This is a genomic window from Streptomyces drozdowiczii (assembly GCF_026167665.1).
Classification (GTDB): Bacteria; Actinomycetota; Actinomycetes; order Streptomycetales; family Streptomycetaceae; genus Streptomyces; species Streptomyces drozdowiczii_A.
Window position 1 is genome coordinate 259,346 of sequence record NZ_CP098740.1, and the last position, 25,639, is coordinate 284,984.

The 25,639-nt window shown below is 72.5% G+C and carries 24 protein-coding genes and 1 pseudogene; 12 read left to right on the top strand and 13 right to left on the bottom strand.

Annotation, left to right across the window (positions count from 1 at the left end):
• Window positions 1-143: 143 nt before the first annotated feature.
• Window positions 144-656 (top strand): SRPBCC family protein, encoded by a 513-nt coding sequence (locus tag NEH16_RS01235; protein ID WP_265538530.1) that lies wholly within the window; start codon window positions 144-146, stop codon window positions 654-656.
• Window positions 657-660: 4 nt separating this feature from the next.
• Here the strand turns inward: NEH16_RS01235 and NEH16_RS01240 are convergent, their stop codons facing one another.
• Entirely contained in the window at window positions 661-1,515 is an 855-nt protein-coding gene (locus NEH16_RS01240; protein WP_265538531.1) for a pentapeptide repeat-containing protein, read from the bottom strand.
• A 135-nt stretch (window positions 1,516-1,650) separates the two neighbouring features.
• Between NEH16_RS01240 and NEH16_RS01245 the strand changes: the two genes are divergently transcribed.
• Together NEH16_RS01245 and NEH16_RS01250 are read left to right on the top strand one after the other, a co-directional pair.
• A complete protein-coding gene (locus NEH16_RS01245) occupies window positions 1,651-2,136 on the top strand; it encodes a hypothetical protein (protein ID WP_265538532.1) in 486 nt (161 codons plus the stop codon).
• Window positions 2,137-2,225: 89 nt separating this feature from the next.
• Window positions 2,226-2,453, top strand: coding sequence for a hypothetical protein (locus tag NEH16_RS01250; RefSeq protein WP_265538533.1), 228 nt, complete (start codon window positions 2,226-2,228; stop codon window positions 2,451-2,453).
• A gap of 33 nt (window positions 2,454-2,486) precedes the next feature.
• Here the strand turns inward: NEH16_RS01250 and NEH16_RS01255 are convergent, their stop codons facing one another.
• Window positions 2,487-3,557 carry an enoyl-CoA hydratase/isomerase family protein gene (locus NEH16_RS01255; protein WP_265538534.1) on the bottom strand — a complete coding sequence of 357 codons (1,071 nt, stop codon included), beginning with the start codon at window positions 3,555-3,557 and terminating at the stop codon, window positions 2,487-2,489.
• 188 nt (window positions 3,558-3,745) lie between these two features.
• Here NEH16_RS01255 and NEH16_RS01260 point away from each other — a divergent pair, with 188 nt between their 5' ends.
• On the top strand, window positions 3,746-5,905 hold the full coding sequence (locus tag NEH16_RS01260; protein ID WP_265538535.1) for a SpoIIE family protein phosphatase: 2,160 nt from the start codon (window positions 3,746-3,748) through the stop codon (window positions 5,903-5,905).
• 86 nt (window positions 5,906-5,991) lie between these two features.
• Here the strand turns inward: NEH16_RS01260 and NEH16_RS01265 are convergent, their stop codons facing one another.
• The 5 genes and pseudogenes from NEH16_RS01265 to NEH16_RS01285 form a co-directional block, all read right to left on the bottom strand.
• On the bottom strand, window positions 5,992-6,624 hold the full coding sequence (locus tag NEH16_RS01265; RefSeq protein ID WP_265538536.1) for an LAETG motif-containing sortase-dependent surface protein: 633 nt from the start codon (window positions 6,622-6,624) through the stop codon (window positions 5,992-5,994).
• 188 nt (window positions 6,625-6,812) lie between these two features.
• A pseudogene (locus tag NEH16_RS01270) lies at window positions 6,813-7,300 on the bottom strand (N-acetyltransferase family protein).
• A 40-nt stretch (window positions 7,301-7,340) separates the two neighbouring features.
• Window positions 7,341-8,474, bottom strand: a complete 1,134-nt coding sequence (locus NEH16_RS01275; RefSeq protein ID WP_265538537.1) for a DUF6397 family protein — start codon at window positions 8,472-8,474, stop codon at window positions 7,341-7,343.
• Window positions 8,475-8,596: 122 nt separating this feature from the next.
• Window positions 8,597-9,010 (bottom strand): roadblock/LC7 domain-containing protein, encoded by a 414-nt coding sequence (locus tag NEH16_RS01280; RefSeq protein ID WP_073967023.1) that lies wholly within the window; start codon window positions 9,008-9,010, stop codon window positions 8,597-8,599.
• Between the two features lie 117 nt (window positions 9,011-9,127).
• Window positions 9,128-10,528 carry an LCP family protein gene (locus NEH16_RS01285; RefSeq protein WP_308286031.1) on the bottom strand — a complete coding sequence of 467 codons (1,401 nt, stop codon included), beginning with the start codon at window positions 10,526-10,528 and terminating at the stop codon, window positions 9,128-9,130.
• A 444-nt stretch (window positions 10,529-10,972) separates the two neighbouring features.
• Here NEH16_RS01285 and NEH16_RS01290 point away from each other — a divergent pair, with 444 nt between their 5' ends.
• Window positions 10,973-11,548 carry a TerD family protein gene (locus NEH16_RS01290; protein ID WP_265538539.1) on the top strand — a complete coding sequence of 192 codons (576 nt, stop codon included), beginning with the start codon at window positions 10,973-10,975 and terminating at the stop codon, window positions 11,546-11,548.
• Between the two features lie 65 nt (window positions 11,549-11,613).
• On the opposite strand, the gene NEH16_RS01295 is transcribed toward NEH16_RS01290, so the two are convergent.
• On the bottom strand, window positions 11,614-13,725 hold the full coding sequence (locus NEH16_RS01295) for an MMPL family transporter (RefSeq protein ID WP_265538540.1): 2,112 nt from the start codon (window positions 13,723-13,725) through the stop codon (window positions 11,614-11,616).
• Window positions 13,726-13,816: 91 nt separating this feature from the next.
• On the opposite strand from NEH16_RS01295, the gene NEH16_RS01300 reads away from it, so the two are divergent.
• Window positions 13,817-14,326, top strand: coding sequence for a MarR family winged helix-turn-helix transcriptional regulator (locus tag NEH16_RS01300; RefSeq protein WP_073967028.1), 510 nt, complete (start codon window positions 13,817-13,819; stop codon window positions 14,324-14,326).
• Here NEH16_RS01300 and NEH16_RS01305 read toward each other — a convergent pair.
• Window positions 14,323-15,207 (bottom strand): oxygenase MpaB family protein, encoded by an 885-nt coding sequence (locus NEH16_RS01305; protein WP_265538541.1) that lies wholly within the window; start codon window positions 15,205-15,207, stop codon window positions 14,323-14,325. The genes NEH16_RS01300 and NEH16_RS01305 overlap by 4 nt on opposite strands.
• A gap of 118 nt (window positions 15,208-15,325) precedes the next feature.
• Between NEH16_RS01305 and NEH16_RS01310 the strand changes: the two genes are divergently transcribed.
• Both NEH16_RS01310 and NEH16_RS01315 read left to right on the top strand, forming a co-directional pair.
• Complete coding sequence (locus tag NEH16_RS01310; RefSeq protein WP_265538542.1) at window positions 15,326-15,634, top strand: hypothetical protein; 309 nt, start codon at window positions 15,326-15,328, stop codon at window positions 15,632-15,634.
• Between the two features lie 118 nt (window positions 15,635-15,752).
• On the top strand, window positions 15,753-16,577 hold the full coding sequence (locus tag NEH16_RS01315; RefSeq protein ID WP_265538543.1) for a hypothetical protein: 825 nt from the start codon (window positions 15,753-15,755) through the stop codon (window positions 16,575-16,577).
• Window positions 16,578-16,604: 27 nt separating this feature from the next.
• Here NEH16_RS01315 and NEH16_RS01320 read toward each other — a convergent pair whose 3' ends face one another.
• From NEH16_RS01320 to NEH16_RS01330, 3 genes are all read right to left on the bottom strand, one after another.
• Window positions 16,605-17,147: an MOSC domain-containing protein gene (locus NEH16_RS01320; protein ID WP_265538544.1), complete on the bottom strand. Its 543-nt coding sequence runs from the start codon at window positions 17,145-17,147 to the stop codon at window positions 16,605-16,607.
• Between the two features lie 28 nt (window positions 17,148-17,175).
• On the bottom strand, window positions 17,176-17,358 hold the full coding sequence (locus tag NEH16_RS01325) for a hypothetical protein (RefSeq protein ID WP_073967032.1): 183 nt from the start codon (window positions 17,356-17,358) through the stop codon (window positions 17,176-17,178).
• 103 nt (window positions 17,359-17,461) lie between these two features.
• A complete protein-coding gene (locus tag NEH16_RS01330; RefSeq protein ID WP_265538545.1) occupies window positions 17,462-18,505 on the bottom strand; it encodes an acyl-CoA desaturase in 1,044 nt (347 codons plus the stop codon).
• A gap of 253 nt (window positions 18,506-18,758) precedes the next feature.
• Between NEH16_RS01330 and NEH16_RS01335 the strand changes: the two genes are divergently transcribed.
• The 3 genes from NEH16_RS01335 to NEH16_RS01345 all read left to right on the top strand — a co-directional run bounded on the left by NEH16_RS01335 (window position 18,759) and on the right by NEH16_RS01345 (window position 23,712).
• Window positions 18,759-21,635, top strand: a complete 2,877-nt coding sequence (locus NEH16_RS01335; RefSeq protein WP_265538546.1) for a DEAD/DEAH box helicase — start codon at window positions 18,759-18,761, stop codon at window positions 21,633-21,635.
• Entirely contained in the window at window positions 21,632-22,969 is a 1,338-nt protein-coding gene (locus tag NEH16_RS01340) for an SWF or SNF family helicase (RefSeq protein ID WP_265538547.1), read from the top strand. Before NEH16_RS01335 ends, NEH16_RS01340 begins: the two co-directional genes overlap by 4 nt.
• 152 nt (window positions 22,970-23,121) lie before the next feature.
• Window positions 23,122-23,712, top strand: coding sequence for an N-acetylmuramoyl-L-alanine amidase (locus NEH16_RS01345; protein WP_073967036.1), 591 nt, complete (start codon window positions 23,122-23,124; stop codon window positions 23,710-23,712).
• On the opposite strand, the gene NEH16_RS01350 is transcribed toward NEH16_RS01345, so the two are convergent.
• On the bottom strand, window positions 23,690-24,247 hold the full coding sequence (locus NEH16_RS01350) for a helix-turn-helix domain-containing protein (RefSeq protein WP_265538548.1): 558 nt from the start codon (window positions 24,245-24,247) through the stop codon (window positions 23,690-23,692). The genes NEH16_RS01345 and NEH16_RS01350 overlap by 23 nt on opposite strands.
• Before the next feature lie 116 nt (window positions 24,248-24,363).
• Between NEH16_RS01350 and NEH16_RS01355 the strand changes: the two genes are divergently transcribed.
• Window positions 24,364-25,593, top strand: a complete 1,230-nt coding sequence (locus NEH16_RS01355; RefSeq protein ID WP_265538549.1) for a benzoate/H(+) symporter BenE family transporter — start codon at window positions 24,364-24,366, stop codon at window positions 25,591-25,593.
• Window positions 25,594-25,639: the final 46 nt, after the last annotated feature.

Consider the following 25,639-nt stretch of genomic DNA (forward strand, 5'->3'; position numbering starts at 1 on the left):
CTTCCCGGCTGCCGGATGCGTCACTCCCCGCCTCCGAATCCTATGTGACCGGTCAGTAAGGTGTGGGGGCGGGAGCCCGTCGGCCGTGCGGCCGGTCCGACGCCCGCTGGTGACCGCCGCCGGCCGCGGAACGGAAGTGCTCCATGCCCCGCACCATGTCCGTGTCGGACAGCATCGTCGTGCACACCGGACCGCTGGAGGTGTACGCCCGGCTGAGCGATCCCACGGCGATGGGCCGCTGGAGCCCGGAGAACCTGGGCGCGCGGGTGCGCGGTGAGCGCCGGGAGGCGTACGTCGGCATGGTCTTCGACGGCCGCAACAAGCGGGGGCCGGTGAGCTGGACGACACGGTGCACGGTGACGGCGGCCGATCCGGGGCGGCGGTTCGCGTTCCGGGTCCATGCGATCGGTGCGCGGCGGCCGTTGCTGCGCGGGCCGATCGCCACATGGGAGTACCGCTTCGAGGCGGTGGAGGGCGGCACCCGGGTCACGGAGATCTGGACGGACGACCGCCGCGCCTGGCCGGACGTCGTGGCGAATGCCTTCGACCGGGTGGCCACGCGGGGGCACACCTTCGCCGTGTTCCAGCGCCGGAACATCCGCACCACGCTCGAACGCCTCAAGGCGGCGCTGGAGTCCTCGTCCCCGGACGCCTGACGGATCACGCCGTCCAGTGCGCGGGGCGGCCGAGCGACGCCGGGAGCCGGGTGGTGCCGCTCCCCCGGGCCGCGTTGACCTGCGCCTGGGTCAGGAACAGCGCCCCGGTGAGGTCGGCGCCGGACAGGTCCGCGTCCCGGAAGTCCGCGCCGATGAGGTCCGCGAGGCGCAGGTCGGCGCCGCCGAGGTCCGCCGCGATGAGGTAGGCGCCGCGCAGATCGGCGCCCCGCAGGTCCGCCTTCCCGAGCCGGGCGCCCATGAGGTCGCCGCCCCGGTGGCTGCGCTTCTTGCGGCCCGGGGCCGTGGCGCGCACGAGTTCGCTCACGCGTCCGAGGAGCACGGCGACCTCGCCCCGGTGGGCGGCCACATCGAGCTCGGCCAGGGCGGCGGCGTCGAGGCGGGTCAGGGCTTCGGTCGCTTCGAGGGTGCGCCGGATCTCGCCGCGCAGGGAGCGGGCGGGGGCCAGGGTGGCCGCCTCCGTCAGGTACCAGAGCAGTTCGTGGAGTTGCCGGACGACCGGGAAGACCTCGAACATCCGCTGCGCGGTCTCCGGTGCGGCGCGCCAGTCCCGGCCGCCGAAGATCTCCACCGACACCTTCTGACCGGCCCCGAAGCAGTCGTAGACGGTGCAGCCGGGGAACCCCTCGGTGCGCAGCCGGGAGTGGATGCCGCAGCGGAAATCTTCCTGAAGGTTCCGGCAGGGTGTGCCCGCCGCCTTGTTGACGGCGAAGTCGGCGGAGCGGGTGAGCGTCAGCGCGACGCAGCACAGGGCGAAGCAGCTGCCGCAGTCGGCGCGCAGGGCGTCACGGCCGTCGCCGCCCCGTCGTTCGGTGCCGGAGGGCCGGTCGGTGTCGGGCACAGGGGTGGATCCTTCGGAGCGCGATGTTGACGAGCAGCACCGGAGCCTATCGGCTTCGCGTCGGTCGGCCGTTGTCGGTGGGGCGGCGCACACTGGCAGCAGTGCTGTACGGGGACGGGACGGAGGGCGTCGCGGATGGGCGGCGAGGAGGAGAGCGGGTTCGAACCGGCGACCGGGGACGGCCCGCCGGCACCCGGGGACGCGGCGGCGCGCGCCGCTTCGGTGCGGTCGGCGTGGGCCGGGTTGGTGCAGATCAGGCGGCTGGCGAACAGCGGCAGGTCCGACCCGGAGTCGGTGCCCGCGCCGTGGGAACTGCACCGTCCGGTACGGGCCGTGGCCCTGGCCCTGGAGGCTGCGGGGCTGCCCCCCTCGGCCGTCGGCCCGTCAGGGGAGCGCACGGGGAAGGGTTATCGGGTGACGGAGGGGGCGGCGCCGGGCACGGTGCGAGTGGAGTGGCTGGGGCCGGCCGGAAGCGGGGCGGCGTACGAGGAGGAGAGCGAGCTGCCCCGGTGCGTGGGGGCGCTACGGGAGTTGGGGTGGACCGCGCTGCTGTACCGGGGGCCGCGCGGTCGCCGGTTCCTGGAGGTCGAGCCGCCGGCGGGTCGGCCGGACGGCCGATAGTCGCCGTGCCGTGCCGCTCGCCGGCCGCCGTTGTCAGACCCATGGGGGATGCTGGTGGAGTCCGACACCTCTGACCTGGAGATGCTGAGATGCGCAAGGACGAACTCGCGGCAGCGCAGGCGTATGTCCGTTTACTGGAGGCCACCCGGGCCGCCCTCTCCGACCCGGAAGACGCCCCGGTGTACCTGCCGTTGCTCACGTCACCGATGGAGGAGGCCGACGGGGCGCTCCGGCGAGCCGGGTTCGCGGGCAACGAGACGCGGTTCTTCGAACTGGTCGGCTCGCTCCGGCCGAGTCTGACGGGCAGCGGCCACTGAGGAGAGCGCCGGGGCGGTCCCGCCGGTCGTGCCTCAGCCGCTCACGGGGAGCGGTGCGAGGCCGAGTTCGCGGTCGCCGAGGGGCGCGAAGTGGCGGGCCACGTCCTCGGCGGTGACCTGGGCGAGCTCGGCGGGGTGCCAGCGGGGGTCGCGGTCCTTGTCCACGATCTGGGCGCGGACGCCCTCCACCAGGTCGGGCCCGGCGAAGGCGGCGGTCGAGACGCGGTACTCCTGGTCGAGGACCGCTTCCAGCCCGCCGAGGCGGCGCGCCCGGCGCACGGCTTCGAGCGTCACCTTGAGCGAGGTGGGCGCCTTGGCCAGGATGGTCGCCGCGGCGCGTTCGGCGGCCGGGTCCCCGTGGCCGGCGAGGCGGTCCAGGATCTCCTCGACCGTGTCCGCCGCGTAGCAGGAGTCGATCCAGGCGCGGTGGGCGGCCAGCTCGCCGCCGGGGGCGGGGCGGGCGTGGTCCTCGACGGTCGCGGTGACGGCCTCGGGGGTCGTGCACTCGGCGAGCGCGGCGACGAGGGCGGCGAGCCCTTCGGCGGGCACGAAGTGGTCGGCGAGCCCGCAGAGCAGCGCGTCGGCCGCCCCGACCGCCTCGCCGGTAAGCGCGAGATGCGTACCGAGTTCGCCGGGTGCGGCCCCCAGCAGATACGTTCCGCCGACGTCCGGGACGAAGCCGATCCCGGTCTCCGGCATGGCGATGCGGGAGCGCTCCGTGACGATCCGGACGGAGCCGTGTGCGGAGACCCCGACGCCGCCGCCCATCACGATGCCGTCCATGAGGGCGACGTACGGCTTGGGGAAGCGGGCGATCCGTGCGTTGAGCAGGTACTCGTCCCGCCAGAAGTCCAGCGAGGCGGTGCCCCCGGCCAGGGCGTCGTCGCGGACGGCACGGATGTCGCCGCCGGCGCACAGGCCGCGCTCCCCCGCGCCGGTGAGCAGCACGGCGACGACGGCCTCGTCGCTCCCGGCCGCGTCGAGCGCGTCGGCCATGAGCCGCACCATGGCGTGGTCGAGCGCGTTCAGGGCGCGGGGCCGGTTGAGCGTGAGGTGTCGGACGCGTCCTTCGGTGTGCAGCAGGACGGGGTCCTCGTGGTTCATGCGCGCGCTCCGCTCAGCCCGGGTGCCGTGCCGTCCGCCGGTCGGGGGACGATCTTCCGCTGCCATTGTGCGCGGGCCCCGGTGGGGCGGGCGGTGCGGGGTGGTTCCGCTGTGGCAGGCGCGCCGGACCCGCCGGACAATTGAGGCACGCCGTACGGCGGACCCGCCGGACGATCCTCGGAGCTGGAATGACCGATCAGAACCGGCCCCCGGTCGTTCCCGGCCCGCCCGGCCGGCCGGAGGGCAGGACGCCGGTCGGCGAGACCGGCACGGCGGAGCGGCTCGCCATGAACCGGACGGGCAGCTTCGACTGGGACCTCGATGCCTGGACCCTGGATATGGACGAGGCGGGCCTGCTGGTCTTCGGTCTGGACCCTGCCGCGTTCGACGCGCGCCCGGAGTCCCTGGCGGAGCTGCTGGAACCGGAGGAGCGCGACCGTCTGGGTGTGGCGACGGAGGAGGCGCTGAACGGCGCGGGCAGCTCGTACAGCGTCCACTTCCGGATTCCGCTCGCGGACGGCAGGGATCAGTGGACGCATGTCCAGGGGCGCATCCTGCGCGGCGGGGACGGGAAGGCGCTCCGGGTCATCGGTCTGGTGCGGGACGCGACGGCCGAGGTCACCCATTCGGACTTCGTGCTGGAGCTGGAGAAACGGCGACGCCGGCAGACCGACATAGTTGAACGTACGACGAGTGCCTTGTCGCGCGCGGTGACGGTGGACGATGTGACGGCCGCTCTGACCGGTCCCGGCGGGCTGGCGCGGCTGGGAGCGGACGGGCTGGCGCTCGGGCTGCTGGACAACGCGGCGCTGAACGTCATCGCGCTGAGCGGTGAGTCCCTGGAGGTCCTGGACGACCTGGGCTCGGGTCGGCTCGACCCGACGTATCCGCTGGCCGACACCGTGCTCAGCGGGCGCCCGCGCTTCGTCGGCTCGCTGGCGGCGCTGACGCGGCGCTATCCGGTGCTGGAGCCGCATGTGGGCCGGCTGAGATTCCAGGCCGCGGCGTATCTGCCGCTCGTCGCCCAGGCGAGGACGCTCGGCGGACTGGCCCTCTTCTACCGGCAGCGCACCGCGTTCACGGCCGACGAGCGCAATCTGTGCCTCGGCCTCGCCGCGATCGTGGCCCAGTCCCTCCAGCGGGCCAAGCTGTTCGACGAGGAGCGCGAGTTCGCGACCGGGCTGCAATCCGCGATGCTGCCGCGCCGCATCCACGACGTCGAGGGCGGCGAGATCGCGGTCCGCTATCACGCGGCGTGGAGCGGCCGCCAGGTCGGCGGTGACTGGTACGACGTGATCGCCCTGCCCAAGGGGCGGTTCGGGATCGTGGTGGGCGATGTCCAAGGACACGACACGCACGCGGCCGCGATCATGGGGCAGCTCCGGATCGCGTTGCGCGCGTACGCCGCCGAGGGGCATCCGCCCTCCACGGTGCTGGCCCGTGCCTCGCGGTTCCTCGCCGAGCTGGACACGGACCGGTTCGCGACGTGCGCCTACGCTCAGGTCGATCTGGCGACCGGGACCGTGCGGGTGGTGCGGGCCGGTCATTTCGGGCCGCTGATCCGGCACATGGACGGCCGGGTCGGCAGCCCCCGGGTGCGTGGCGGCATGCCGCTGGGCATCTCGACCGACTTCGGCGACGAGGAGTATCCGGAGACCCGGCTCGACCTGGTGCCGGGCGAGACGCTGGTCCTGTACACCGACGGGCTGGTGGAGGAGCCGGGCGCCGACATCGACGCGGGGGTGCGCACCCTGATCACCGAGGTCAGCGCGGGGCCGGCGGGTGCGGAGGCGCTGGCCGACCATCTGTCGGACCGGCTGTGGGAGCGGTGGGGCTCCGGCGACGACGTCGCCCTGCTGGTGCTGCGCCGCAGCCCGGACCCGGGGTCGCCCAAGGCACCGAGGCTCCACCAGTACATCCACCAGGCCGACCCGGAAGGGCTGTCCGAGGCGCGGACCATCGTGCGCCAGGCCCTGACCGACTGGGACATGGCGGAACTGGCCGACGACGCCGAGCTGGTGACCGGGGAGCTGCTGGTGAACGTGCTGCTCCACACGGAGGGCGGGGCCGTCCTGACCCTGGAGGTGCTGCCCGAGCCGGTCCGCCGGGTGCGGCTCTCGGTGCAGGACCGCTCCAGCGCATGGCCCCGCCGCCGGTCACCGGGCGAGACCGCGACCTCGGGCCGGGGGCTGCTGCTGCTCGACGCCGTCTCCACGCGCTGGGGCATCGAGCCCCGGGGTGAGGGCAAGGCGGTCTGGTGCGAGATCGGTCCGAGCGCGCCTCCCACCACACCCCCCGTGCACCGGCACGCCTCGGGCGGCCCGCGAGGCGGGGGCGGACAACGGTGAGGGGCGCACCGCCACGTCGCGCGTGACGGTACGCCCCTCGGCCCCGCCGCCCCTTCGCTGTACGCGTCCGGGCGGCGCGGTCTACGTCAGTGCTGTGCGGTGCGACGCTTGCGCACCGACCACATGATGCCGCCGCCGGCCAGCAGCACGGCCACCGCCGCGCCACCGATGATCGGGGTGGCGGACGAGGAGCCGGTCTCGGCCAGGTCCGGCGAGCTGGGGCTCGGCGTCGCCACGGCGGGCGCGGACGACGACGGAGCGGACTCGCTCGGCTTGACGGTGGGGCTGGGGGACGCCGTGGTGGGTGTCTCGGACGGCTTCGTCTCGGACGGGCTCGGCGTCGGCTTCGACGGCGGGGTGCCCTCGCACACCGGCGCCTGCTTGGTGTCTTCCTTCGAGTACTGGTCGCCGTCCCCGGCCTTGACGACCAGGTAGACCGTCAGCGGCTGGTCGTGCTCCGGCAGCGTGAGCTTCTTCTCGAAGTCCTTGCCGAACTTCTCCGTCGGCAGCAGCGCGTTGCCGTCGACGGTGACGGTCACCTCGTTGGTGACACCGGGGTTGTACTGGGTGAGGTGCAGGCTCACTTCGTCACAGGTCACGTCCCAGGTGGGGGTGTGAGCTGCGGCCGGACCGGCGGTGAGGACCGCGCCGGAGAGGCCGACCACCGCGGCGGCGACGAGAGTTCCCGCTGCGCGCCACGATCTCCTGGGTATGGTCATGGATATTTCCTCCGCAGATGTTTCGCGCCCGTATGGGCGGTGCAGCGCACAGTACTGCCCCCTTCCCCACCGTGTGCACCCGCCCCACAGCCGTATCCGCGTCACAACCACCCCCACACCATCGCCGGTTGGGACATGCCGGACACGGGCCGGCGCTGCCCGCTCGTCCCCGGCGCCCCGTCCTGTCCTCAGAGCCGCCGGTGCATGATGTGCAGCCCCACGAAGCCCTCGACCGGGTGGTCGAACCCCTCGGGCAGGGTGCCCAGGATGTCGAAGCCCAGCGAGCGGTACAGCTTCACCGCGTGGGTGTTGGTCTCCACCACCGCGTTGAACTGCATGGCCCGGTATCCGGCCGTGCGTGCCCAGTCGATGCTGTACTCGCACAGGGCGCGTCCGACACCGCGCCCGGAGTGCCGGGGGTCGACCATGTAGCTGGCGCTGGCGATGTGCGATCCGTTGCCCATGTGGTTCTTGTTCATCTTCGCCGTGCCGAGGACGGTGCCGTCGTCGGCGAGCGCGACCACGGTCCGGTTGGGTGGCTTCAGGAGCCACCAGTCGGCGGCGTCCGCCTCCTGGAGGTCGAGGGGGTAGGTGAAGGTCTCGCCGGCGGCGACGATTTCATGGAAGAACGGCCAGATGGCGGGCCAGTCCTCGGGGTGGCTTCCCTGATCAACATGCCGCTCAGGATGCCTGGCCGGACCCGCGATCACCAGCCGTTATCCGGAGCGCCCCGCTCCACCCCCGCCGGGCCGCACCGCGCGTGGCAGCCCGCCGTGCCGGGGTCGACGGAGCCCCAACCCCCGGGCCGCGCGCCCCCGCAGCCGGGCCAGCAGCCTCAGCGGGCCTTCGGGGCGGGCGTGCCCGACGAGCGCGGGCACCGGTCCGGAAGCCTCGGGTCCGGGTTCGACGGGCCCCGGTCCGGGCCCTGCAGGATCGGCGGGCAGCGCCGCCACGCCCTGCTCACGCGGCCGCACCGAGACAGGCGGACCGGAAAGCGCCTCGTCCACCGCATCCCCCGGTCGCGGCGCCGGCCGCGCCTCCCGGGCGGCGTCCAGCTCCGTGATCAGGCTGATACGGCGCCACAGGATCTCGTCCGGCTCGTCGGCGGTCATCAGCCGCGCCATCGCCTCGCGGCCGGCCACCGATCCTCGTCGCCCGAACACCGCCTCCGGCCTGATCCTGGTGAAGTGGGCTCGCTCGTAGGGGTCGTCCACCACCTCCGCCAACTGGACCGGATCCAGGCCCTGGGCGACGATCGCCGCGCGCACCCATGGGTCGTCGGTGAGGGCGAGCAGGCGCTCGATCCGCCGGGAGCGCCAGTTGCGCGGCCGCCAGTCGGCCCCCGCGTCCAGCCGGCCGCGCATCCAGGGCGGGCTGTTGCCCACCAACAGCTCCGGCGACCGGGAAGCCAGCGCTTCGAGTTCCTGGGCGAGATAGACCCACACCACCGCCCGGTACCGGTTGAGGTAGAAGGCGACGGGTGTGAGGCATCCGGCCCGGGCGAGCCGGGTGAACCGCGCCGGGCTGATCCCGAGCAGTCGGGCCCCCTCGGCGGTCCCTACCGTGCGCACCCGTTCGCGCAGAGCGCCGGGGAATCCGTCCTGGGCCCGCAGGCGCGCGATCTCCTCGTGGTCGATCCTGGGCCGGCCGTCCGGTCCGCTCCGCACCCGGACCGCCCCCAGGTAGACGGCGAGTTCGAACTCGTTGCGCTTGAGGCCGAGATCCGAAGCGGCGCGGGCCGCGCCGAAGGTGCAGCCCGTTTCGTCACGCACGGTCTCCGGCCCCGGCATCTCCGTAGGGCGTGAATCGGCCCCATACACCCCGCTGTTCAGCTGATTCGTCGTTGTCATGACGTCACTCCCCCGCGACTCTCGATTACTCACTGCAACCAGAGTAGGCCGGGAAAGTCAACCGCCGCCGAGCCTGTGGATAACTCCACGGACCCGGCGGCGGCCGGAGCACATCAGGCGCGTCAGAGCCGGTTGACTCCCCCGGTCCCGTCCTGACGTGAGTCCACGCCGAGGTGCTGTCCCACCCGGTTGACCAGAAGCGTCATCTCGTACGCCACCTGACCGACGTCCGACTCCGCCTCACTCAGCACGCACAGGCAACTGCCTTCCCCCGCCGCCGTCACGAAGAGCAGCGCCTCGTCGAACTCCACCATGGTCTGCCGGGCCTTTCCGGCACGGAAGTGCCGGCCCGAGCCGCGGGCCAGGCTGTGCAGCCCCGACGAGACGGCCGCCAGGTGCTCGGCGTCCTCACGGGCGAGCCCGGTGCTCGCACCGGTCACCAGACCGTCGTTCGACAACACCAGGGCGTGCCGTATGTGCGCGACCCGCTGGGTGAGATCGTCCAGGAGCCAGTCCAGTCCCCTGTCCATCGCCATTCTGTTTCCTCCCCGTTCACGCGTTCCCCGTGCCTCGCTCGTGGCAAGCCTTGCGCACGGGTCACGCAGGGGCAAGCACCCCGCTCCCCGCACAGGGCGGGAAGCGGCCACCTCCGCTCAGCCGTAGGAGAGGTTCTCGCAGGGGTCGTCGTCCGCCGACCGGGCCTCGTCGGCGATCGCGGCCGGCACCTCCGGCGTGGCGGACGCGGCGTCGGGCGCGGCGGACGGCCCGTCCGCGTAGTCCTGGCCGACGGTGACCTGGATGCCGCTTCCCGCGTCGGCGGACTCGGTGATCCGTGCGCCGGGGAAGAGCCCCGCCGTGGTGCGGGCCTCGTCCCGCAGCCCGGGGCCGTACGCGACGACGGTCGCGGAGCGGGTCTGGTCCTGGGCGGTGGCCGTATTGGTGACGGTGAAGCCCTGCGCGCGCAGGAGCCCGGCCGCCTTGGCCGCGAGCCCGGGCACCGTCGTGCCGTTGTAGACGGAGACCTGGATGCCCGCGCCCGATACGGGAGACCGCGAAGCCTTGGGGGACGCGGTGGCGCCCGCCTTGGCGTCGAGGGGGCGGTCGGCCTTCAGCGCGGCCCACAGCGCGTCGGCGTCCGGCTCCACGACGGCGACGCGCTCGCCCTCGTACCGCCAGGGAACGGTCACGAACTTGGTGTTGTGCAGGTCGATGTTCTTCATCGAGAGGGCGAAGGCGAGCAGCTTGTCGGCCGAGCCGAGCCCGGGGTCGACGGTCATCGCGTCGGTGGCGGCGTCGGCCAGCGGCAGAAGGGTCGTGGGGTTCATGCCGCGTGACTTGATCTTCTTGACCAGGGAGGCGATGAACGCCTGCTGCCTCTTGATCCGGCCTATGTCGGAGCCGTCGCCGATGCCGTGCCGCAGCCGTACGTAGTCGAGGGCGCGTTGGCCGGAGACCGTCTGCGCGCCCTTCTCGAAGACCAGGGTGCCCCGGGTCGTGCGCTTGGGATTCAGGTCGCGCTGATAGATGTCGTTCGGCAGGCACACGGGCACTCCGCCGACGGCGGAGGTCAGCGCGGAGAACCCCGCGAAGTCGATGACGACGGTGTGGTCGACGCGCAGTCCGGTCAACTGCTCGACGGTGTTCTGGGTGCAGGCCGGGTTGCCCTCGACGGTCTCCCCCACCGAGAACGCCCCGTTGAACTGGCTGTGGTGGCGCGGGGCGGTCCAACTGCCGTCGGGCTTGCGGCAGGCCGGGATGTCGACCATGGCGTCACGGGGAACCGATACGGCCACCGCATGTTTACGATCGGCGTAAACATGCAGCAGGAGCACGGTGTCCGAGCGGCCGACCTCACCGGTGGCTCCGCCCAGCCCCTTGTTCTTGCCCGAGCGGGTGTCCGATCCGATGACGAGGACGTTCTGCCCGCCGGAGGAGCCTGGCGGCCGGTCGCCGGAGACGCCGTCGGCGCTGAACGTGTCGATGCTGCCGGTGAGTTTCAGATATCCCCAGCCGATCCCGGCGACCAGCAGGACGAGGAAGGACAGCGCGGACACGGCTGTCCGCCGCAGCCGGCTCCCCCTCCTCCCCGCCCCTGTCGCTCTGTTCCTGCTTGCCATGGGCCACCCCGTTCGTACGGCTGCCGCGCGGGTCCGCCTCCCGGCGGCGCCCGTACGGTCGTGCAGTTGTGCGTTTTTCTGGTCGTGACGTGCGGTGGCTCCGTGCGCCCCCGGACCTGACCATCGTCAGTCCGATCCCCTCTCCCCACAGGGCCGCGGGAAACATTGACCGGAAGACACCGGAATCCGGTGGGGCGCAGGGCGTGTTCCCCGCGCGCCCCGCGATGAATCGTGTCGGACGCCATCCGCGCCCTGGGCAAATCCTCGCGTTTCCTGAAGAGTGAGGGACAGCCGCCGTCCGTTCCGGGCGACGGCCGGACCGCGGCCGGTTGGAACGTACGGGCCGCGGTCGGTGAACCACTGGATCATTGGAGGAAGTTCATGGGTGTGACCCTGGCCAAGGGCGGCAACGTCTCCTTGTCGAAGGAGGCGCCCGGCCTGACCGCGGTGACGGTCGGCCTGGGCTGGGACGTACGCACGACGACGGGGGCCGACTACGACCTCGACGCCAGTGCGCTGCTGTGCGCGGATCACGGAAAGGTGGTCTCCGACCTGCACTTCGTCTTCTACAACAACCTCAACAGCCCGGACGGTTCCGTCCAGCACACCGGGGACAACCTGACGGGTGAGGGCGACGGCGACGACGAGTCCATCAACGTGAACCTGTCGGCGGTCCCCGCCGACGTCGCGAAGATAGTCTTCCCGGTCTCCATCCATGACGCGCAGAGCCGGGGGCAGAGTTTCGGCCAGGTGCGCAACGCGTTCATCCGCGTCGTGAACCAGGCCAACGGGGTGGAGCTCGCCCGGTACGACCTCAGCGAGGACGCTTCGACGGAGACCGCGATGGTGTTCGGCGAGCTGTACCGGCACGGCGGCGAGTGGAAGTTCCGCGCGGTCGGCCAGGGTTGCGCCTCCGGCCTGGCGGGTATCGCGAAGGACTTCGGCGTGAACGTCTGAGGTGACCGCCCCACCGGCCCGGCTCCGCCTCAGCGGTGGCCGGGCCGGCTCCGTCCGGGCCGCCGTCACCCGGAGTGCGACGGCTCCCCTTCCCGCGCGGTACGGCTGATGGCGCTCGGCCACCACGCCCTGGGCCCGATGTCCACGACCAGCGCGGGCGCCAGCAGCGAGCGCACCACCAGCGTGTCCAGCAGGACGCCGAACGCCACGATGAACGCGATCTGCGCGAGGAAGGCGAGCGGGATCACGATCAGCGCGGCAAAGGTGGCCGCCAGCACCACGCCCGCCGATGTGATGACGCCTCCGGTGCTCACCAGGCCGCGCAGCATGCCCTGACGCGCTCCGTGCGCCAGCGCCTCCTCGCGCACCCGCGACATCAGGAAGATGTTGTAGTCGACGCCGAGGGCCACCAGGAAGACGAATCCGTACAGCGGCACCGAGGCGTCCGTACCGCTGAAACCGAAGGCGTGCTTGAAGACCAGGGCCGAGACCCCGAGCGTCGCCAGGAAGTTGAGGCCCACGGTGGCCACCAGCAGCACCGGCACCAGGACCGACCGCAGCAGGCCCATGAGAATCAGCAGGATGATGACGAGCACCACCGGAACGATGATGTCCCGGTCACGCTCGGCCGTGCGCTGGGTGTCGTACTGCTGTGCCGTGTAGCCGCCGACGAGCGCGTCCGCCCCGGGTACGGCGTGCACAGCGGTACGCAGCCGCTTGACGGTCTCCGTCGCCGCTTCGCTGTCCGCCGCGTTCTTCAGGGTGACGTCGACGCGCACGCGGCCGTCGACCACGAGCGGCTTGCCCCTGCCGGGCCGGCCCGACGCCGTGACGGGCGCGGCGGAGGCCACCCCGGGTGTCGCCTCGGCGGCGGCGGTCACCTTGTCGGCGCTGTCGGCGTCGGCGATCACGACGGCCGGATTCCCCGAGCCGCCCGGGAAGTGCTTGCTCAGGGTGGCCTGGGCGGAGACGGAGGGGGCGTCGTTCACGAAGATCTCGTCCAGCGGGACGCCGTGCGACTTCAGGGTGGGGGCGAACGCGGCACAGGCGACCAGGAGGACCGCGCAGGAGAGCCACACCTTGCGCGGGGCCCCGTCGACGCGTGCGGCGACCCGGCGCCAGATCCCGTGCCCGCCGGCCGCCTCGTCCACGGGGCGCGGCTTGGCCGGCCAGTAAGCCGCCCGTCCGCACAGCACCAGCACGGCGGGCAGGAAGGTCATCGTGCTCAGCACCGCGCAGACGATGCCGATCGCGCCGACCGGCCCCAGGGCCCGGTTGTTCGTCAGGTCGCTGAGCAGCAGCGCGAGCAGCCCCAGCGCCACGGTGGCGGCGCTCGCGACGATGGCGCCGAAGGAGCGGCGGAGGGCCGCGCGGGCGGCTGTCGTACGGTCGCCGTGGGCCGCCAGCTCCTCGCGGAAACGCGCGGTCAGCAGGAGCGCGTAGTCGGTGGCCGCCCCGATCACCAGGATCGACAGGATGCCCTGGACCTGGCCGTCCACGAGGACGACGTCGTTGTCCGCGAGGACGTAGACAATGGCGCAGGCCAGCGCGAGGGCGAAGACGGCGCTGATGATGATCAGGAAGGGCAGCAGCACACTGCGGTAGACCAGCAGCAGGATCACGAGGACGGCGGCGAGCGCCACCCCCAGCAGAAGCCCGTCGATCCCGGCGAACGCGTCCTTGAGGTCGGCCTGGGTGGCCGCGGGGCCGGCGATCTCGGCGCTCGTGCCCGCCACCGAACCGGCGGCCTCGCGCACCCGGTCCAGGGTGTCCGGGAGTTCGTCGCCGAGGTCGGAGCGCAGCTGTACGACGCCCGACAGGGCCTCGCCGTCCTCGGACGGCAGCGCGGGCGACGGTGTGCCGACCACTCCGGGCTTCCCGGACAAGGAGGCCAGCGCACGGGTGGCGGACGCGCGGGCGCCGTCCGGGAGTCCTCCGTCGTCGCCGGTCCAGACGACGATCGCCGGCACGGTCCCGGACCGCTGGAACGCCTTCTGCTCGTCCGCGACCTGGGTGGACTCGGCGCTGCGCGGCAGGAACGCCGCCCGGTCGTTGGTCGCCACCTCGCCGAGCTTTCCGGCGTACGGGCCGAGTGCCCCGCCGATTCCGAGCCAGACGACGAGCAGCGCTACGGGGAGGAGCCAGCGGACGATGCGGTGCCTCGGTGGGGGCTTCATTGCTTCCTCAGGGATCGACACATGACACACATGACCCGAAGTCTCTCGGTCATTCATTATCTCAATGATCAAGAGATATTACTGTAGAGGCATGCGCACCACAGACGAGAGCCCGGACAGAGGCACGGACGACGGGCCCACGAGCCTCCAGTCGTTCGCTGTGCTGCTGCGCCGTATGAACGGCGAGTTCAACCGCATCGCACATGAATTCGCCCAGGCCCAGGGCCTGCACCCGACGGACATGCAGGCCCTCGTCGCCATCCTCGACGCGGACCGGGGCGAGGGCGACCACGCCATGACACCGGGGCGCCTGCGTGAACAGCTGAACCTCACCTCGGGGGCGGTGACGGCGTGTCTGGACCGGCTGGAACGCGCGGGGCACATCCGCCGGGTACGGGACAGCGGCGACCGGCGTGTGGTGCATCTTCACTACGCGGCCGCCGCGAAACATGTCGCCCGTGACTTCTTCAGGCCGCTGGCGGCGGGCACGGAAGCGGCGCGCAGGCAGTTCGCCGACGACGAGCTGCGTGTCGTGATCCGCTTCCTGCAGGCGATGAACGAGGAACTGGCCCAACTGCGCCGCACCGGCCCGGGCGCTTAGGGCGCGAGATCGCGGACCGGGCAGCCGCGCACCCCGGGGGCGGGGAACGTTCCCAGGGCCGCCACCTCGTATCCGTTCGGATAGCCCTTGATCTCGGGATTCTGCCGGGCGTAGTGCGGTGTGGTGCGCGGCGGCAGCAGGCGTACGGCGCGTGCGCGCAGCCGCAGCGCGCCCCGGGTGAGGCTCCGCGCCAGGGGCGCCGGGCGCTCGTAGCGGAAGGCGCGCAGCAGCGAGTCGTCCAGGAGCGCGAGGCTCGCGCCGCGTACGAGCGGTGCGAGAGGGCGGGGATACCAGGAGGCCATCAGGTCCAGCGTGGCGTCGGAGACCGAGCGCGCGCCCCGGTCCCAGCCGAAGTGCGCGTCCTCATAGGTGTCCAGGGTGCGCTCGAAGTCCTCGTACGTCTGCGGCAGGTCCTTGATCCCCATGCGGGCGCCGAGCGTCCTGTAGTACGCGGCGAACGCGCGCAGTTCGTGGTCGCAGAGCTGGCGCCAGCCGTACGCGTCGAGCCACCGCTTCGGCGTGACGACGAAGGTGCACAGGACGTAGCGCATGTCGTCGTTGCTGATGTCGTAGGCACCGTGCATCCGGTTGATCCGGCGGAGGGCGGTGCGCCCCGGATCGCTGTCGAAGCCGTGCTCGACGACGGTGTCCAGGAGGAGTGCGGTGTCGTCGTACCGTTTCTGCGTACGGTCCGTCAGTTCCGCTGTCTCGGACAGGAGACGGCCGATGCTGGGGACCGCATAGGTGCGGTAGAGGGCGAGTTCGAGGGCGCGGGTGATGTCCCAGGGGAACTCGTAGGTGACGGTGATCCGGTAGATCTCCAGGAAGTCCCGTTCCGGATCGAGGCGTTGGATCTCCTTCAGCCGGTCGTAACGCTTCACCGCACCGTCCCCCTTGTCCAGGTCGAGTGTCCCAGCCTACGTCCGGGGGCAAGACGGTGAGTACGCGCGACGCACGCGCGTTGACGTGTTGACGTGTTGACGGAAGGCGGGGTTTCCCATGACCGCGATATTCGGTGTCCTGCGCAAAGCCGTGGCCACGGGCCGCAGGGCCGCCCGCCCGGCGACAGCACCCGCCGCGGCCGGGCGCAGGCAGCACAACCTCTTCGAGGCGGCGGCCGTGTTCGTCGCGGCGTCGGCCGAGGACGACGAGGAGCGGATGGACGAGGCGAGCGGCTGGGTGTCGCCGGAGCAGCTCTCCTTCGGCGTCAGCGAGCTGGCCTGCCGGGCGGTGATCGCGCTGGCCCGGGAACGGAACGAATCGCCGCAGGTCGTGGCACGGGAACTGCTCGGCCTGTCCGAAGCCTGAGCCGGGGCCTGAGCCGGGGCCGCTCTCCGGGACATCCGTGCTCGTCAGGGCCTCGACGGCGGGGTTACCCACTGGTTAGGGTGCGCCGACGGAAACGATGACGGACGAGGAGAACGCAGTGACCGGGACGGACGAGGCAGTCGCCGACGACGACGCGCTGTATGTGCTGACCGCGGTCCTGCTGACGCCCGCGCAGTTCCCCGGTGTGCTCGGCGACGACTATCCGGCGGCCTGCGAGGCACTGGGCCTCGAACCGTACGCCGAGGGGTACGGGCTGGTCCTGGGCCAGGACTCGGACGGCGCCCGGTGGACCGTCGTCGTGGACGACGTGTCCCTGGTGGCGGTGGCCATCGCGTCGTGGGACTGCGGCATGGAGTACGAACTGTCGCCGGACGACGGCTCGGTGGTCGGCGCGCTCCCCGGCTGGCCGCTCGCCGTGGCCGTCGCCGCGCCGGGGGTACCGGCCCCGCACGACCCGGAACCCGGTCCGGAGGCGGACGGGGAGGAGCGGTCCCCCCTGTCGCCTCCCGACACCGATGTGTGGGGGCCGGCCCAGCGCCGCATGGGCGCGGACGCCATCGCCTCGCAGTGGGCCGACTGGCGCGACCAGATGGACGACGACGCCGACGACGACTCCGCCACGGACGACGCACCACGGCCGCAGACCGCCGGCCCGCACCCCGGTATCCGGCTGGCGCTGGCCGAGGCGCGCGGCTATCTGGAGGATCCGCCGCCGCCGGGCCGCATCCGGTCCTCCTTCGCGCCCGGGGACGCCCGGATGATCCGGGCCGACGGCCCCGGCTGGTCGATGGTGGCCAGGACCGACGACATCGCCTTCCTGCTCCTGGACGAGGTCCCGGGCGAGATCCTGCCGGTCAGGCGCGGGCCGGAACTGCCCGGTCTCCTCAAGGCCCTGGACGCCATGGCCGTACGCCCGTCCTGACCGCGGGCGGGACCACCACCGGCGGAATCAGACGCGTTCGAGCGGCCGGTGCGGTTCGGCGGGGAGCTCGATCCTCACCCGGTCTCCGGGCCCGACCTCGCCGCCGACCGTGACGACGCTCATGATGCCGGCCTTGCGGACGATGTTGCCCGCCTCGTCCCGTCCGACGACCTGCTTGAGGAGGCCGCTGCGGAAGTTGTCGATCTGCATGCACGGATTGCGCAGCCCGGTCACCTCGACGACGGCCTCGTCACCGAGACGCAGCAGGGTGCCGACCGGCAGGGCCAGCAGATCGATGCCCCGGGTCGTAATGTTCTCGCCGAGGTCGCCGGGCTTCACCTCGAAGCCCAGCACGCGGACCTCCTCGAACAGCTCCTCCTGGATGAGGTGCACCTGGCGCAGATTCGGCTGGGTGGGGTCCTGCGCGACCCGGGAGCGGTGCTTGACCGTGACCCCCGCGTGCACATCGCCCTCCACGCCGAGGCCGGCGAGCAGGGTGACGCTGTCACGGTTCGGCTTGGTGAAGCTGTAGGTCTCGTTCCTGCTGACGGCGGTCACGGTGCCACTCACGGCGGATACCCCTCTCAGCGTCCGGCCCTCAGCGGCCGATCTCCTTGCGTGTGATCCTACGGAGCCGTCGGCGCTGGCCGGGGTCCAGGGCGAGATACGCGAGCGTGGGGACTCCGACGAGCACGAGCAGGGACAGCCAGAACCCGATGAACGGCATCAGGACGACCGCGACGACGACTCCCCCGATGGCAACCTTGGCGCTGTTCGACATCGTCCGTACCTCCTCCGCGACCCGTGGCCGCCTCTGATGATGAGAACGTCCGTGCGCCCTCATCGGTTCCTGGTTCCCGCTCCCTCGTACGGGCAGCGCCCGGTCACCGCAGCGGCGCACCGACCTCGTGCATATGGGTGAGCGCCTGCCGGTACGACTCGGCGAGGCCGGTCTCCGTATACGGCAGGCCGACGGCCTGGCAGTGGGCCTTGACCAGGGGCTGGGCCAGGCGCAGGTGCGGGCGGGGCATGCTCGGGAAGAGGTGGTGCTCGATCTGGTAGTTGAGGCCGCCGAGGAACCAGTCGGTGAGGGCGGCTCCGCGTACGTTGCGCGAGGTGAGGACCTGGCGCCGCAGGTGGTCCCAGCGGTCCCCGTCGGGGTCGGGCATCTCCATGCCCTTGTGGTTCGGGGCGAAGGCCATGCCGAGGTGGAGTCCGAACAGCGCGTGGTGCAGGAGCGCGAAGACGACCGCCTTCCCCGGGGACATGACGGCGAGGAGCAGGCCGGCGTAGAGGCCGAGGTGCGCGGTGAGCAGGAGGCCGGACAGGGCGCGCTCGCGCGGGGGCTGGTGCTTCAGGTACTGGAAGCCGGAGACCTTGAGGGCGATGCCTTCGAGGAGCAGCATCGGGAAGAACAGCCTGGCCTGGTTGCGGGTGAGCCAGCGGGCGAAGCCCTCGCGCTGGGCGGCCTGCTTCTGGGTCCACACCAGGGCGCCCACGCCGACGTCGGGGTCCTTGTCGATGTGGTTGGGGTTGGCGTGGTGGCGTACGTGCTTGTCGTTCCACCACGCGTCGTTCATGCCGAGCAGCAGGTTGCCGTGGAGAAGGCCGATCACGCGGCCCACCTTGCGGTTGCCGGTTATCTGGGCGTGCCCCGCGTCGTGTCCCACGAAGGCGGTACGGGCCCAGAGGAGCGCCAGGGGCAGGGCGAGCGGCAGCACCCACCAGGTGTTGCCCAGGAGGACGATGCCGGTGATCACGGCCGCCAGGGCGAGCAGATTGACGGTGATGCCGACGGCGTACCAGCCCGTGCGCCGTTCGAGGAGTCCTTGTGCCCTGACGTCACGCAGCAGCGGCGCGAAGTCGCTTCCGGGGCTTCGGGCGCCGTCAGGTGACGATTCCGCTGCGGCAAGGGTGGCCTGGGGCATGGTGTCTCCGGTCTCGAATCCGCTCCGACCTCAGGAAACGTACGGTTCACGGAGTGCTCGGAACCATGGCGCCACCACCCGAGGCATGGTGGTGCCAGCACCCTCCTGGGGTGGGGGGCCGACTGCACCGGGGAACGGCGCCCGTACCACCGCGTGACGCACCTCACACACAGTGGAGGTCCGCCGGTTCGAAGGTTCAGGTACCCTCGGCGACCTCGGTCGGCTAGTCAAATTTGAGGACTCTGACATCGCTGTGCACAGCCCCTCCTCCGCTTCCCTCTCCGAAATCTCCGCACTCGCCGGCTGTTCCGTGGTCTTCCTGCCCTCGGATCCCGCCCGCGCCGGCCGCCTCGCCTTCTGGCACCCCGACGGCAGCACCCCGCCCGAAGGCCCCGGCGAGCCCGGCACCCTGACGGTGACGGGCCCCGACGCCCTGCCGTACGAGGTGCCGGGGCGTCTGCTGTCCGTCGCGGACGGGCTGCCCGTGCTCACCCGTGCGCGGTCGGCGGCTCACGCCTCCGCGGCCGTGGCGTTCTGGGGCGCGGCGGGGCTGCTCGCCCTGCAGTTCGCCGCCCGGGGCCTGCTCCTTCCGGGGCTGAGCGCGACGGACCACGACAGCTGGCGGTCCGGTCCGCTGACCCCGGACGACCTGATGCGCGTCCGTACCCTGGCCGCCTCCATGCCGCCCACCGCCCACGCCGTGCCCGTCGACCCGGCGGCCCGGCCGCTGCTCCTGCCCGAACCGGAGCGCCTGGTACGGGCGTTCCTCGACGCGGTCGCCGACTCCCTGCCCCGGACCCCCGCCGCCCCGCTCGCCGCGGGCGGACCGGCCTTCGCCGCGCGGGAGCCGCAGCATCTGCCCGGCCACCGGGCCTGGGCCGCCGATGTGGCGGCGGGACATGACGCGGGTGTCCGGCTGTCGCTGCGCGTGGAGGTCGCGGGGCTCGACGAGGGCGACGGGCCCTCGTTCCGCGTGGTGCCGCAGATCCACAGCGTCAGCGACCCGGCCGTGGTGGCCGATGCCGCCGAGATGTGGGCGGGCGGTGGCCCGGCCGCGGAGGCGTTCGGGCCGCGCGCCCGGATGGACACCCTGCTGATGCTGCGCCGGGCCGCCCGCGCCTGGCCGACGCTCGCTCCGCTGCTCTCGGCGGCCGTGCCGGACGCGGTGGACCCCGCCGACGAGGAGATCACCGAGCTCCTCGGCCCCGCCGCTCGGGCGCTGGCCGCGACGGGCGTCCAGGTGCACTGGCCCAGGGAGCTGAGCGCCCGCACGCTCACGGCGCGCGCCGTGATCGGACCGGACGACGAGGAGGCGGACGGCGGCGCGCCCCGGGGTCTCGCGCGCACCGCGTCGGAGGCCGCGCCGCTGCTGTCGTCCGACGCGCTGCTGACCTTCAACTGGTGGTTCGCCCTCGGCGACCAGCAGCTCAGCCGCGAGGAGCTGGACCGGCTGGCCGAGGCGGGCCGTCCGCTGGTGCGGCTGCGCGACCAGTGGGTGCTCATCGACCCGGACGAGGCGCGGCGGGCCCGGGAGACGCGGGACCGCAAGGTCACCCCGATCGACGCGCTGGGCGCGGCGCTGACCGGTTCCGCCGAGGTGGACGGCCGGCGGGTCGAGGTCCGGGCCACCGGCTGGCTGGAGCGGCTGCGCGAGCGCGTCGCCGACCCGGCCGGGCAGGACGGGGCCGAGGTGCCGGCAGTCGGTCAGCCGGCCGCGCTTGCCGCGGCCCTGCGGGACTATCAGCTCCGGGGTCTGAACTGGCTGCACACCATGACCTCGCTCGGGCTCGGTGGCTGCCTCGCCGACGACATGGGCCTCGGCAAGACGATCACCCTGATCGCGCTGCACCTGCACCGCCAGACCCTGGAGGGCGGTGCCGGGCCCACGCTCGTGGTCTGCCCGACCTCGCTGATGGGCAACTGGCAGCGCGAGATCGGGAAGTTCGCCCCCGACACCCCGGTCCGCCGCTTCCACGGCGCGTCCCGCACCCTGGACGACCTGGCGGAGGACGGGTTCGTACTCACCACGTACGGGACGATGCGGCTGGACGCTCCGAGGCTCGCCTCGGTGCGATGGGGCATGGTCGTCGCGGACGAGGCGCAGCATGTGAAGAACCCGTACTCGGCGACGGCCCGCGCGCTGCGCACCATCGGCGCCGGGGCGCGGGTGGCGCTGACCGGCACCCCGGTGGAGAACAACCTCTCCGAGCTGTGGGCGATCCTCGACTGGACGACACCGGGGCTCCTGGGGCGGCTCGGCACGTTCCGCACCCGGTACGCGCGGGCGGTGGAGGGCGGGGACCCGGCGGCGGCGGAGCGGCTGGGCGCGCTGGTGCGGCCGTTCCTGCTGCGCCGCCGCAAGTCGGACCCCGGCATCGCGCCGGAGCTGCCGCCGAAGACGGAGACGGACCGGGCGGTGTCGCTGACGCCCGAACAGGCGGGGCTGTACGAGGCGGTGGTGCGGGAGACGCTGGCGGCGATCGCCGAGGCCGACGGCATGGCCAGGCGCGGTCTGGTGGTGAAGCTGCTGACCTCGCTCAAGCAGATCTGCAACCACCCGGCGCAGTACCTCAAGGAGGACGACCCACGCATCGCCGGCCGCTCGGGGAAGCTGGAACTGCTCGACGAACTCCTGGACACCATGGTGGCGGAGGGGGCCGGGGTCCTGGTGTTCACGCAGTACGTCGGAATGGCCCGGCTTCTCGAACGGCATCTGGCGGCGCGGGGCATCGGCACGCAGTTCCTGCACGGCGGCACACCGGTGGCCGCGCGGGAGGAGATGGTGAACCGGTTCCAGGCCGGCGACGCACCGGTCTTCCTGTTGTCGCTGAAGGCCGCGGGCACGGGGCTCAACCTGACGCGGGCCGCTCATGTGGTGCACTTCGACCGCTGGTGGAACCCGGCGGTCGAGGCGCAGGCCACCGACCGTGCCTACCGGATCGGGCAGACGCAGCCGGTGCAGGTCCACCGGCTGATCGCCGAGGGCACGATCGAGGACCGGATCGCGGACATGCTCGCCCGCAAACAGGGGCTGGCCGACGCGGTGCTGGGGTCCGGTGAGAGCGCGCTGACCGAGCTCAGCGACGCGGAGCTGGCCGATCTGGTGGCGCTTCGAGGGGGGACGCGATGACGGACGGATACGAGGCCGAGGAGTTCGCCGACGGCGGCGACGGACGGGAGGACGGGGCGGCCGCGCAGGAGCGCACCTTCGCCGCCCTGCCTCCGGCCCCCGGGCGCGGTTTCGCCGCTTCCTGGTGGGGAAAGGCGTGGCTCAAGGCGCTGGAGGACACCGCGCTGGACCTGCGGCAGCTGAAGGCGGGGCGGCGCGTGGCCCGGGAGGGCGGGGTCGGTGCCGTGTCCGTACGGCCCGGCCGGATCACGGCGGTGGTGCGTGAGCGGGACGGGAGCACGTACCGCAGCGATGTGCTGCTCCAGGAGCTGGACGAGCAGGAGTGGGACCGTTTCCTGGGCATGGCGACCGAGCGGACGGGGCACATCGCGGCGCTGCTCGACCGGGAGATGCCGCCGCACCTGGTGGAGGACGCCGCGGCGGCCGGCATGGATCTGCTCCCGGGCATCGGCGACCTGGAGCCGCGGTGCACCTGTGAGGCGTGGGACCACTGCTTGCACACCACCGCCCTCTGCTACCAGGTGGCGCGGCTGCTGGACCAGGACCCGTTCGTGCTGCTGCTGATGCGGGGGCGCGGCGAACGGATGCTGCTGGACGGGCTCCAGGAGCGGATCGCGGCGACGGCCGGGGCGCCGCACGTCACGGCCGAGGCCGAGCAGCCGGCGCCGGACCCGGGCGTGTCCGGCGTGCCGGCGGAGCAGGCGTACGCCGCCGGCTCCGCCCGGACCCCGCTGCCGGCGCCTCCGGAGCTTCCCGGGGAGCCGGGCGCCGCCCCTTCGCTCGACACGGAGACGGACCCCGAGGCGGGGGTGGACCCGACGGCGCTGGAGATGCTGGCGCGGGACGCGGCGGCCCGGGCGCACCGGATGCTCGCCGACGCGCTGGCGCCGGGTCATGAAGGGCGTCCGGTGCCCGGGGTGCTGACGGCGCGCCAGGACGCGGTCAGGCTGGCCGCCGAAGCACGACCGGAGCCGTGGATCGTCCACCGCTTGGCGAGCGGCGCGGGGAAGACGCGCGCCGGGCTCCCCGCCGCGGTCGCGGCCTGGCGGTACGGTGGGGCGACCGCGCTCGCCGTGCTCGACGAGGACCGGCCCCTGGACGGCGAGGCGTTGGCCCGGGCCAGGACCCGGCTGGCCGAGGCGTGGGAGGAGGACGAGGCGCCCCGGCTGCGGGCCGAGCGCAACCGCTGGACTTCGGCGGACGGCGGCCTCCAGCTCCGCTACGGACCGGACGGGCGCTGGTATCCGTACCGGAGGGAGAGCGGTCAGTGGTTCCCGGCGGGTCCGTCCGACGACGATCCGGCGGCCGCCTGGGCGGAGGCGCAGGGCGTCTGACGGTGTGTCGGCTTCGCCTGAACGCCCCTTGCATGGGCAGGATTTGGGGAACCGGCCGTCTTCCGTGACGTGCGTGTCGCCCGTACGGTGGGGCCCGCACTCCGCGCCGCGCCTTCCGTATCCCTGCCCGTCCCACCCCCACAGGAGTTCGCATGGAACGCAGAAGAATCCTTCAGGGCGCCGCGGTCGCGGCGGCGGGAGCGCTGCTGCCCGCCTCCGTCCGCGCCGCCGCCGCGACGACGGGTGCCACGGACTATCCGGCGTCGCACTGGGTTCCCGCTTCGGCGTCCAACTACACGCCCTCTTCGCGCCCTTCGGCGTACCCCGTCCAGTACGTCATCATCCATGTCACCCAGGAGACGTTCTCCAAGACGGTGTCCATCTTCCAGAACCCGGCGAAGCAGGTCTCCGCGCACTATGTGGTGCGCTCGGGCGACGGGTACGTCAACCAGATGGTGCGGGAGAAGGACGTCGCCTGGCACGCGGGGAACTGGGACTACAACACCCGCAGCATCGGCATCGAGCACGAGGGGTGGGTGGACCAGCCCGCGTACTTCACCGACTCCCTGTACGAGCAGTCGGCGCTGCTCACGGCGAATATTTGCGACCGTCATAACATTCCCAAGGACCGGGCCCACATCCTCGGACACGTCGAGGTCCCCGGCACCGACCACACCGACCCGGGTCCGCACTGGGACTGGGTCCGCTACATCCGCCTGGTCAATCTCCTCGGCGCGGGCTGACCGGGCAGCGCACGAAGAGGATCCCCTGCACATCGCCGTCGGGCGCGCTGTAGACGTGGGGTACGTCGGCCCGCCACCGGGCGGAGGCCCCGGGCCCGACGGTGCCGAGGTCGTCGGGCAGCCCGACGACGGCGGTGCCGGCGAGGACCATCAGGCTCTCGGACGTACCCGGCACATGGGCCTCCGACTCCTGGACCGCGCCGGCGCGGATGGTCACCCGGAACACGTCGGTGACCGCTTCCCCGTCCTCGTACCGCTCGATCAGCACGGCGGTCACCGCGCTTCCGGAGACGCCCGCCCGCTGCCCGGAGGGTGCGCCCTCCGGCAGCGGGTCGCTCAGGACCGCGCTGAGGGGGCGGCCGAGGGCGGTGGTGAGGGCGTACAGGGTCTCCAGCGTGGGGTTGCGCCGGCCGCTCTCCAGCTCCGAGAGCGTGCCCTTGCCGACCCCGGAGCGCCGCGACAGCTCCGAGAGCGAGACGTCCATGCCGTGGCGCAGGGCCCGCAGCCTGCGCCCCACGTCCTCGTTCAGCCCCATCGCCGTCCGCCCGCTCGCCCATCCGGTTGACGGGCACCGGCCCGCGTCTCTAGTGTTCCACAAACAGAACGTTCCGTATACGGAACGCCCGGCAGCATCCCGGAAGTGGCTCACTCATGTCCGCGTTGACCCGCATACGTTCAGCCGCACCTCCCTCCGCCGTGGCGGCCGGGCTGATCGCCGTCATGGTCGGGGTCACCAGCTCCGCCGCGCTGGTCTTCACCGCCGCCAAGGCGGCGGGGGCGGACGCGCGCGAGATCTCCTCCTGGATGCTGGCGCTCGGCGTCGGACTCGCCTGCACCTGTGCCGGTCTGTCGCTGCGCCACCGGGCACCGGTCGTGACCGCCTGGTCGACGCCCGGCGCGGCGCTGCTGACGACGGGGCTGAGCGGGGTCTCCATGGCGCAGGCCGTCGGCGCGTTCATCTTCTCGGCGCTGCTCATCGTGGTGAGCGGTGTCACGGGCTGGTTCGCCCGGGTGATGAACCGCATCCCCGTACCGCTGGCCGCCGCACTGCTCGCCGGGGTGCTGCTGAGGTTCGGCACGGGCCTGTTCAGCACCATGCACCGGAGCTTCGCGGTCGCGTTCCCGATGTTCGTGATCTACCTGCTGGGCCGCCGTCTGCTGCCGCGTTACGCGGTGCTGCTGGCGCTGGCCGCGGGGGTGGCGGCCACGCTGTTCACCGGGGGCTGGCGGACCGGCGAGGTCCGGCTCTCCCTGGCCACACCGGTCTTCACCGCGCCCGAGTTCGACTGGAAGGTGCTCGTCAGCGTCGGCGCGCCGCTGTTCGTCGTGACCATGGCCTCTCAGAACCTCCCCGGTGTCGCCGTGCTGCGCGGTTCCGGTTACGACGTGCCGGTGTCCCCGCTGATGACATGGACGGGCGCGGCCAACGCCGTACTGGCGCCCTTCGGGGCGTTCGGGCTCAACCTCGCCGCCATCACGGCCGCGATCTGCACGGGCGACGAGGCGCACCCGGACCGGGACAAGCGCTATCTGGCGGCGGTGTGGGCGGGCTTCTTCTATCTGTGCGTGGGGCTCCTCGGCGCGACCGTCGCCTCACTGCTGACGGCCATGCCGCACGAACTCGTCATGGCGATCGCGGGGATCGGGCTCCTCGCGACGATCGAGTCCTCGCTGGCCACCGCTCTCGCCGACAAGGCGTCGCGCGAGGCGGCCGTCGTCACCTTCCTGGCCACCGCTTCGGGCGTGACCCTGCTGGGCATCGGCTCGGCGTTCTGGGGGCTGCTCGCCGGCCTCGTCACCAGCGCGATCGCCACAGTGGGACGCCCGCGCGGGGAGGAACCGGCACCGGAGCCGCGGCCGGCCGAACTCCCCGTTCGCTGACCGCTCCCGCACCCCCGCACGCCCCCTGTCCCCTACGTGGAACACA

Excerpts from the sequence above, each read along its gene's own strand:
- NEH16_RS01235 (WP_265538530.1), top strand. The coding sequence starts at position 144 with ATGCCCCGCACCATGTCCGTGTCGGACAGCATCGTCGTGCACACCGGA.
- NEH16_RS01245 (WP_265538532.1), top strand. The coding sequence starts at position 1,651 with ATGGGCGGCGAGGAGGAGAGCGGGTTCGAACCGGCGACCGGGGACGGC.
- NEH16_RS01250 (WP_265538533.1), top strand. The coding sequence starts at position 2,226 with ATGCGCAAGGACGAACTCGCGGCAGCGCAGGCGTATGTCCGTTTACTG.
- NEH16_RS01255 (WP_265538534.1), bottom strand. The coding sequence starts at position 3,557 with ATGAACCACGAGGACCCCGTCCTGCTGCACACCGAAGGACGCGTCCGA.
- NEH16_RS01260 (WP_265538535.1), top strand. The coding sequence starts at position 3,746 with ATGACCGATCAGAACCGGCCCCCGGTCGTTCCCGGCCCGCCCGGCCGG.
- NEH16_RS01265 (WP_265538536.1), bottom strand. The coding sequence starts at position 6,624 with ATGACCATACCCAGGAGATCGTGGCGCGCAGCGGGAACTCTCGTCGCC.
- NEH16_RS01275 (WP_265538537.1), bottom strand. The coding sequence starts at position 8,474 with ATGACAACGACGAATCAGCTGAACAGCGGGGTGTATGGGGCCGATTCA.
- NEH16_RS01280 (WP_073967023.1), bottom strand. The coding sequence starts at position 9,010 with ATGGCGATGGACAGGGGACTGGACTGGCTCCTGGACGATCTCACCCAG.
- NEH16_RS01290 (WP_265538539.1), top strand. The coding sequence starts at position 10,973 with ATGGGTGTGACCCTGGCCAAGGGCGGCAACGTCTCCTTGTCGAAGGAG.
- NEH16_RS01295 (WP_265538540.1), bottom strand. The coding sequence starts at position 13,725 with ATGAAGCCCCCACCGAGGCACCGCATCGTCCGCTGGCTCCTCCCCGTA.
- NEH16_RS01300 (WP_073967028.1), top strand. The coding sequence starts at position 13,817 with ATGCGCACCACAGACGAGAGCCCGGACAGAGGCACGGACGACGGGCCC.
- NEH16_RS01310 (WP_265538542.1), top strand. The coding sequence starts at position 15,326 with ATGACCGCGATATTCGGTGTCCTGCGCAAAGCCGTGGCCACGGGCCGC.
- NEH16_RS01325 (WP_073967032.1), bottom strand. The coding sequence starts at position 17,358 with ATGTCGAACAGCGCCAAGGTTGCCATCGGGGGAGTCGTCGTCGCGGTC.
- NEH16_RS01330 (WP_265538545.1), bottom strand. The coding sequence starts at position 18,505 with ATGCCCCAGGCCACCCTTGCCGCAGCGGAATCGTCACCTGACGGCGCC.
- NEH16_RS01340 (WP_265538547.1), top strand. The coding sequence starts at position 21,632 with ATGACGGACGGATACGAGGCCGAGGAGTTCGCCGACGGCGGCGACGGA.
- NEH16_RS01345 (WP_073967036.1), top strand. The coding sequence starts at position 23,122 with ATGGAACGCAGAAGAATCCTTCAGGGCGCCGCGGTCGCGGCGGCGGGA.
- NEH16_RS01350 (WP_265538548.1), bottom strand. The coding sequence starts at position 24,247 with ATGGGGCTGAACGAGGACGTGGGGCGCAGGCTGCGGGCCCTGCGCCAC.
- NEH16_RS01355 (WP_265538549.1), top strand. The coding sequence starts at position 24,364 with ATGTCCGCGTTGACCCGCATACGTTCAGCCGCACCTCCCTCCGCCGTG.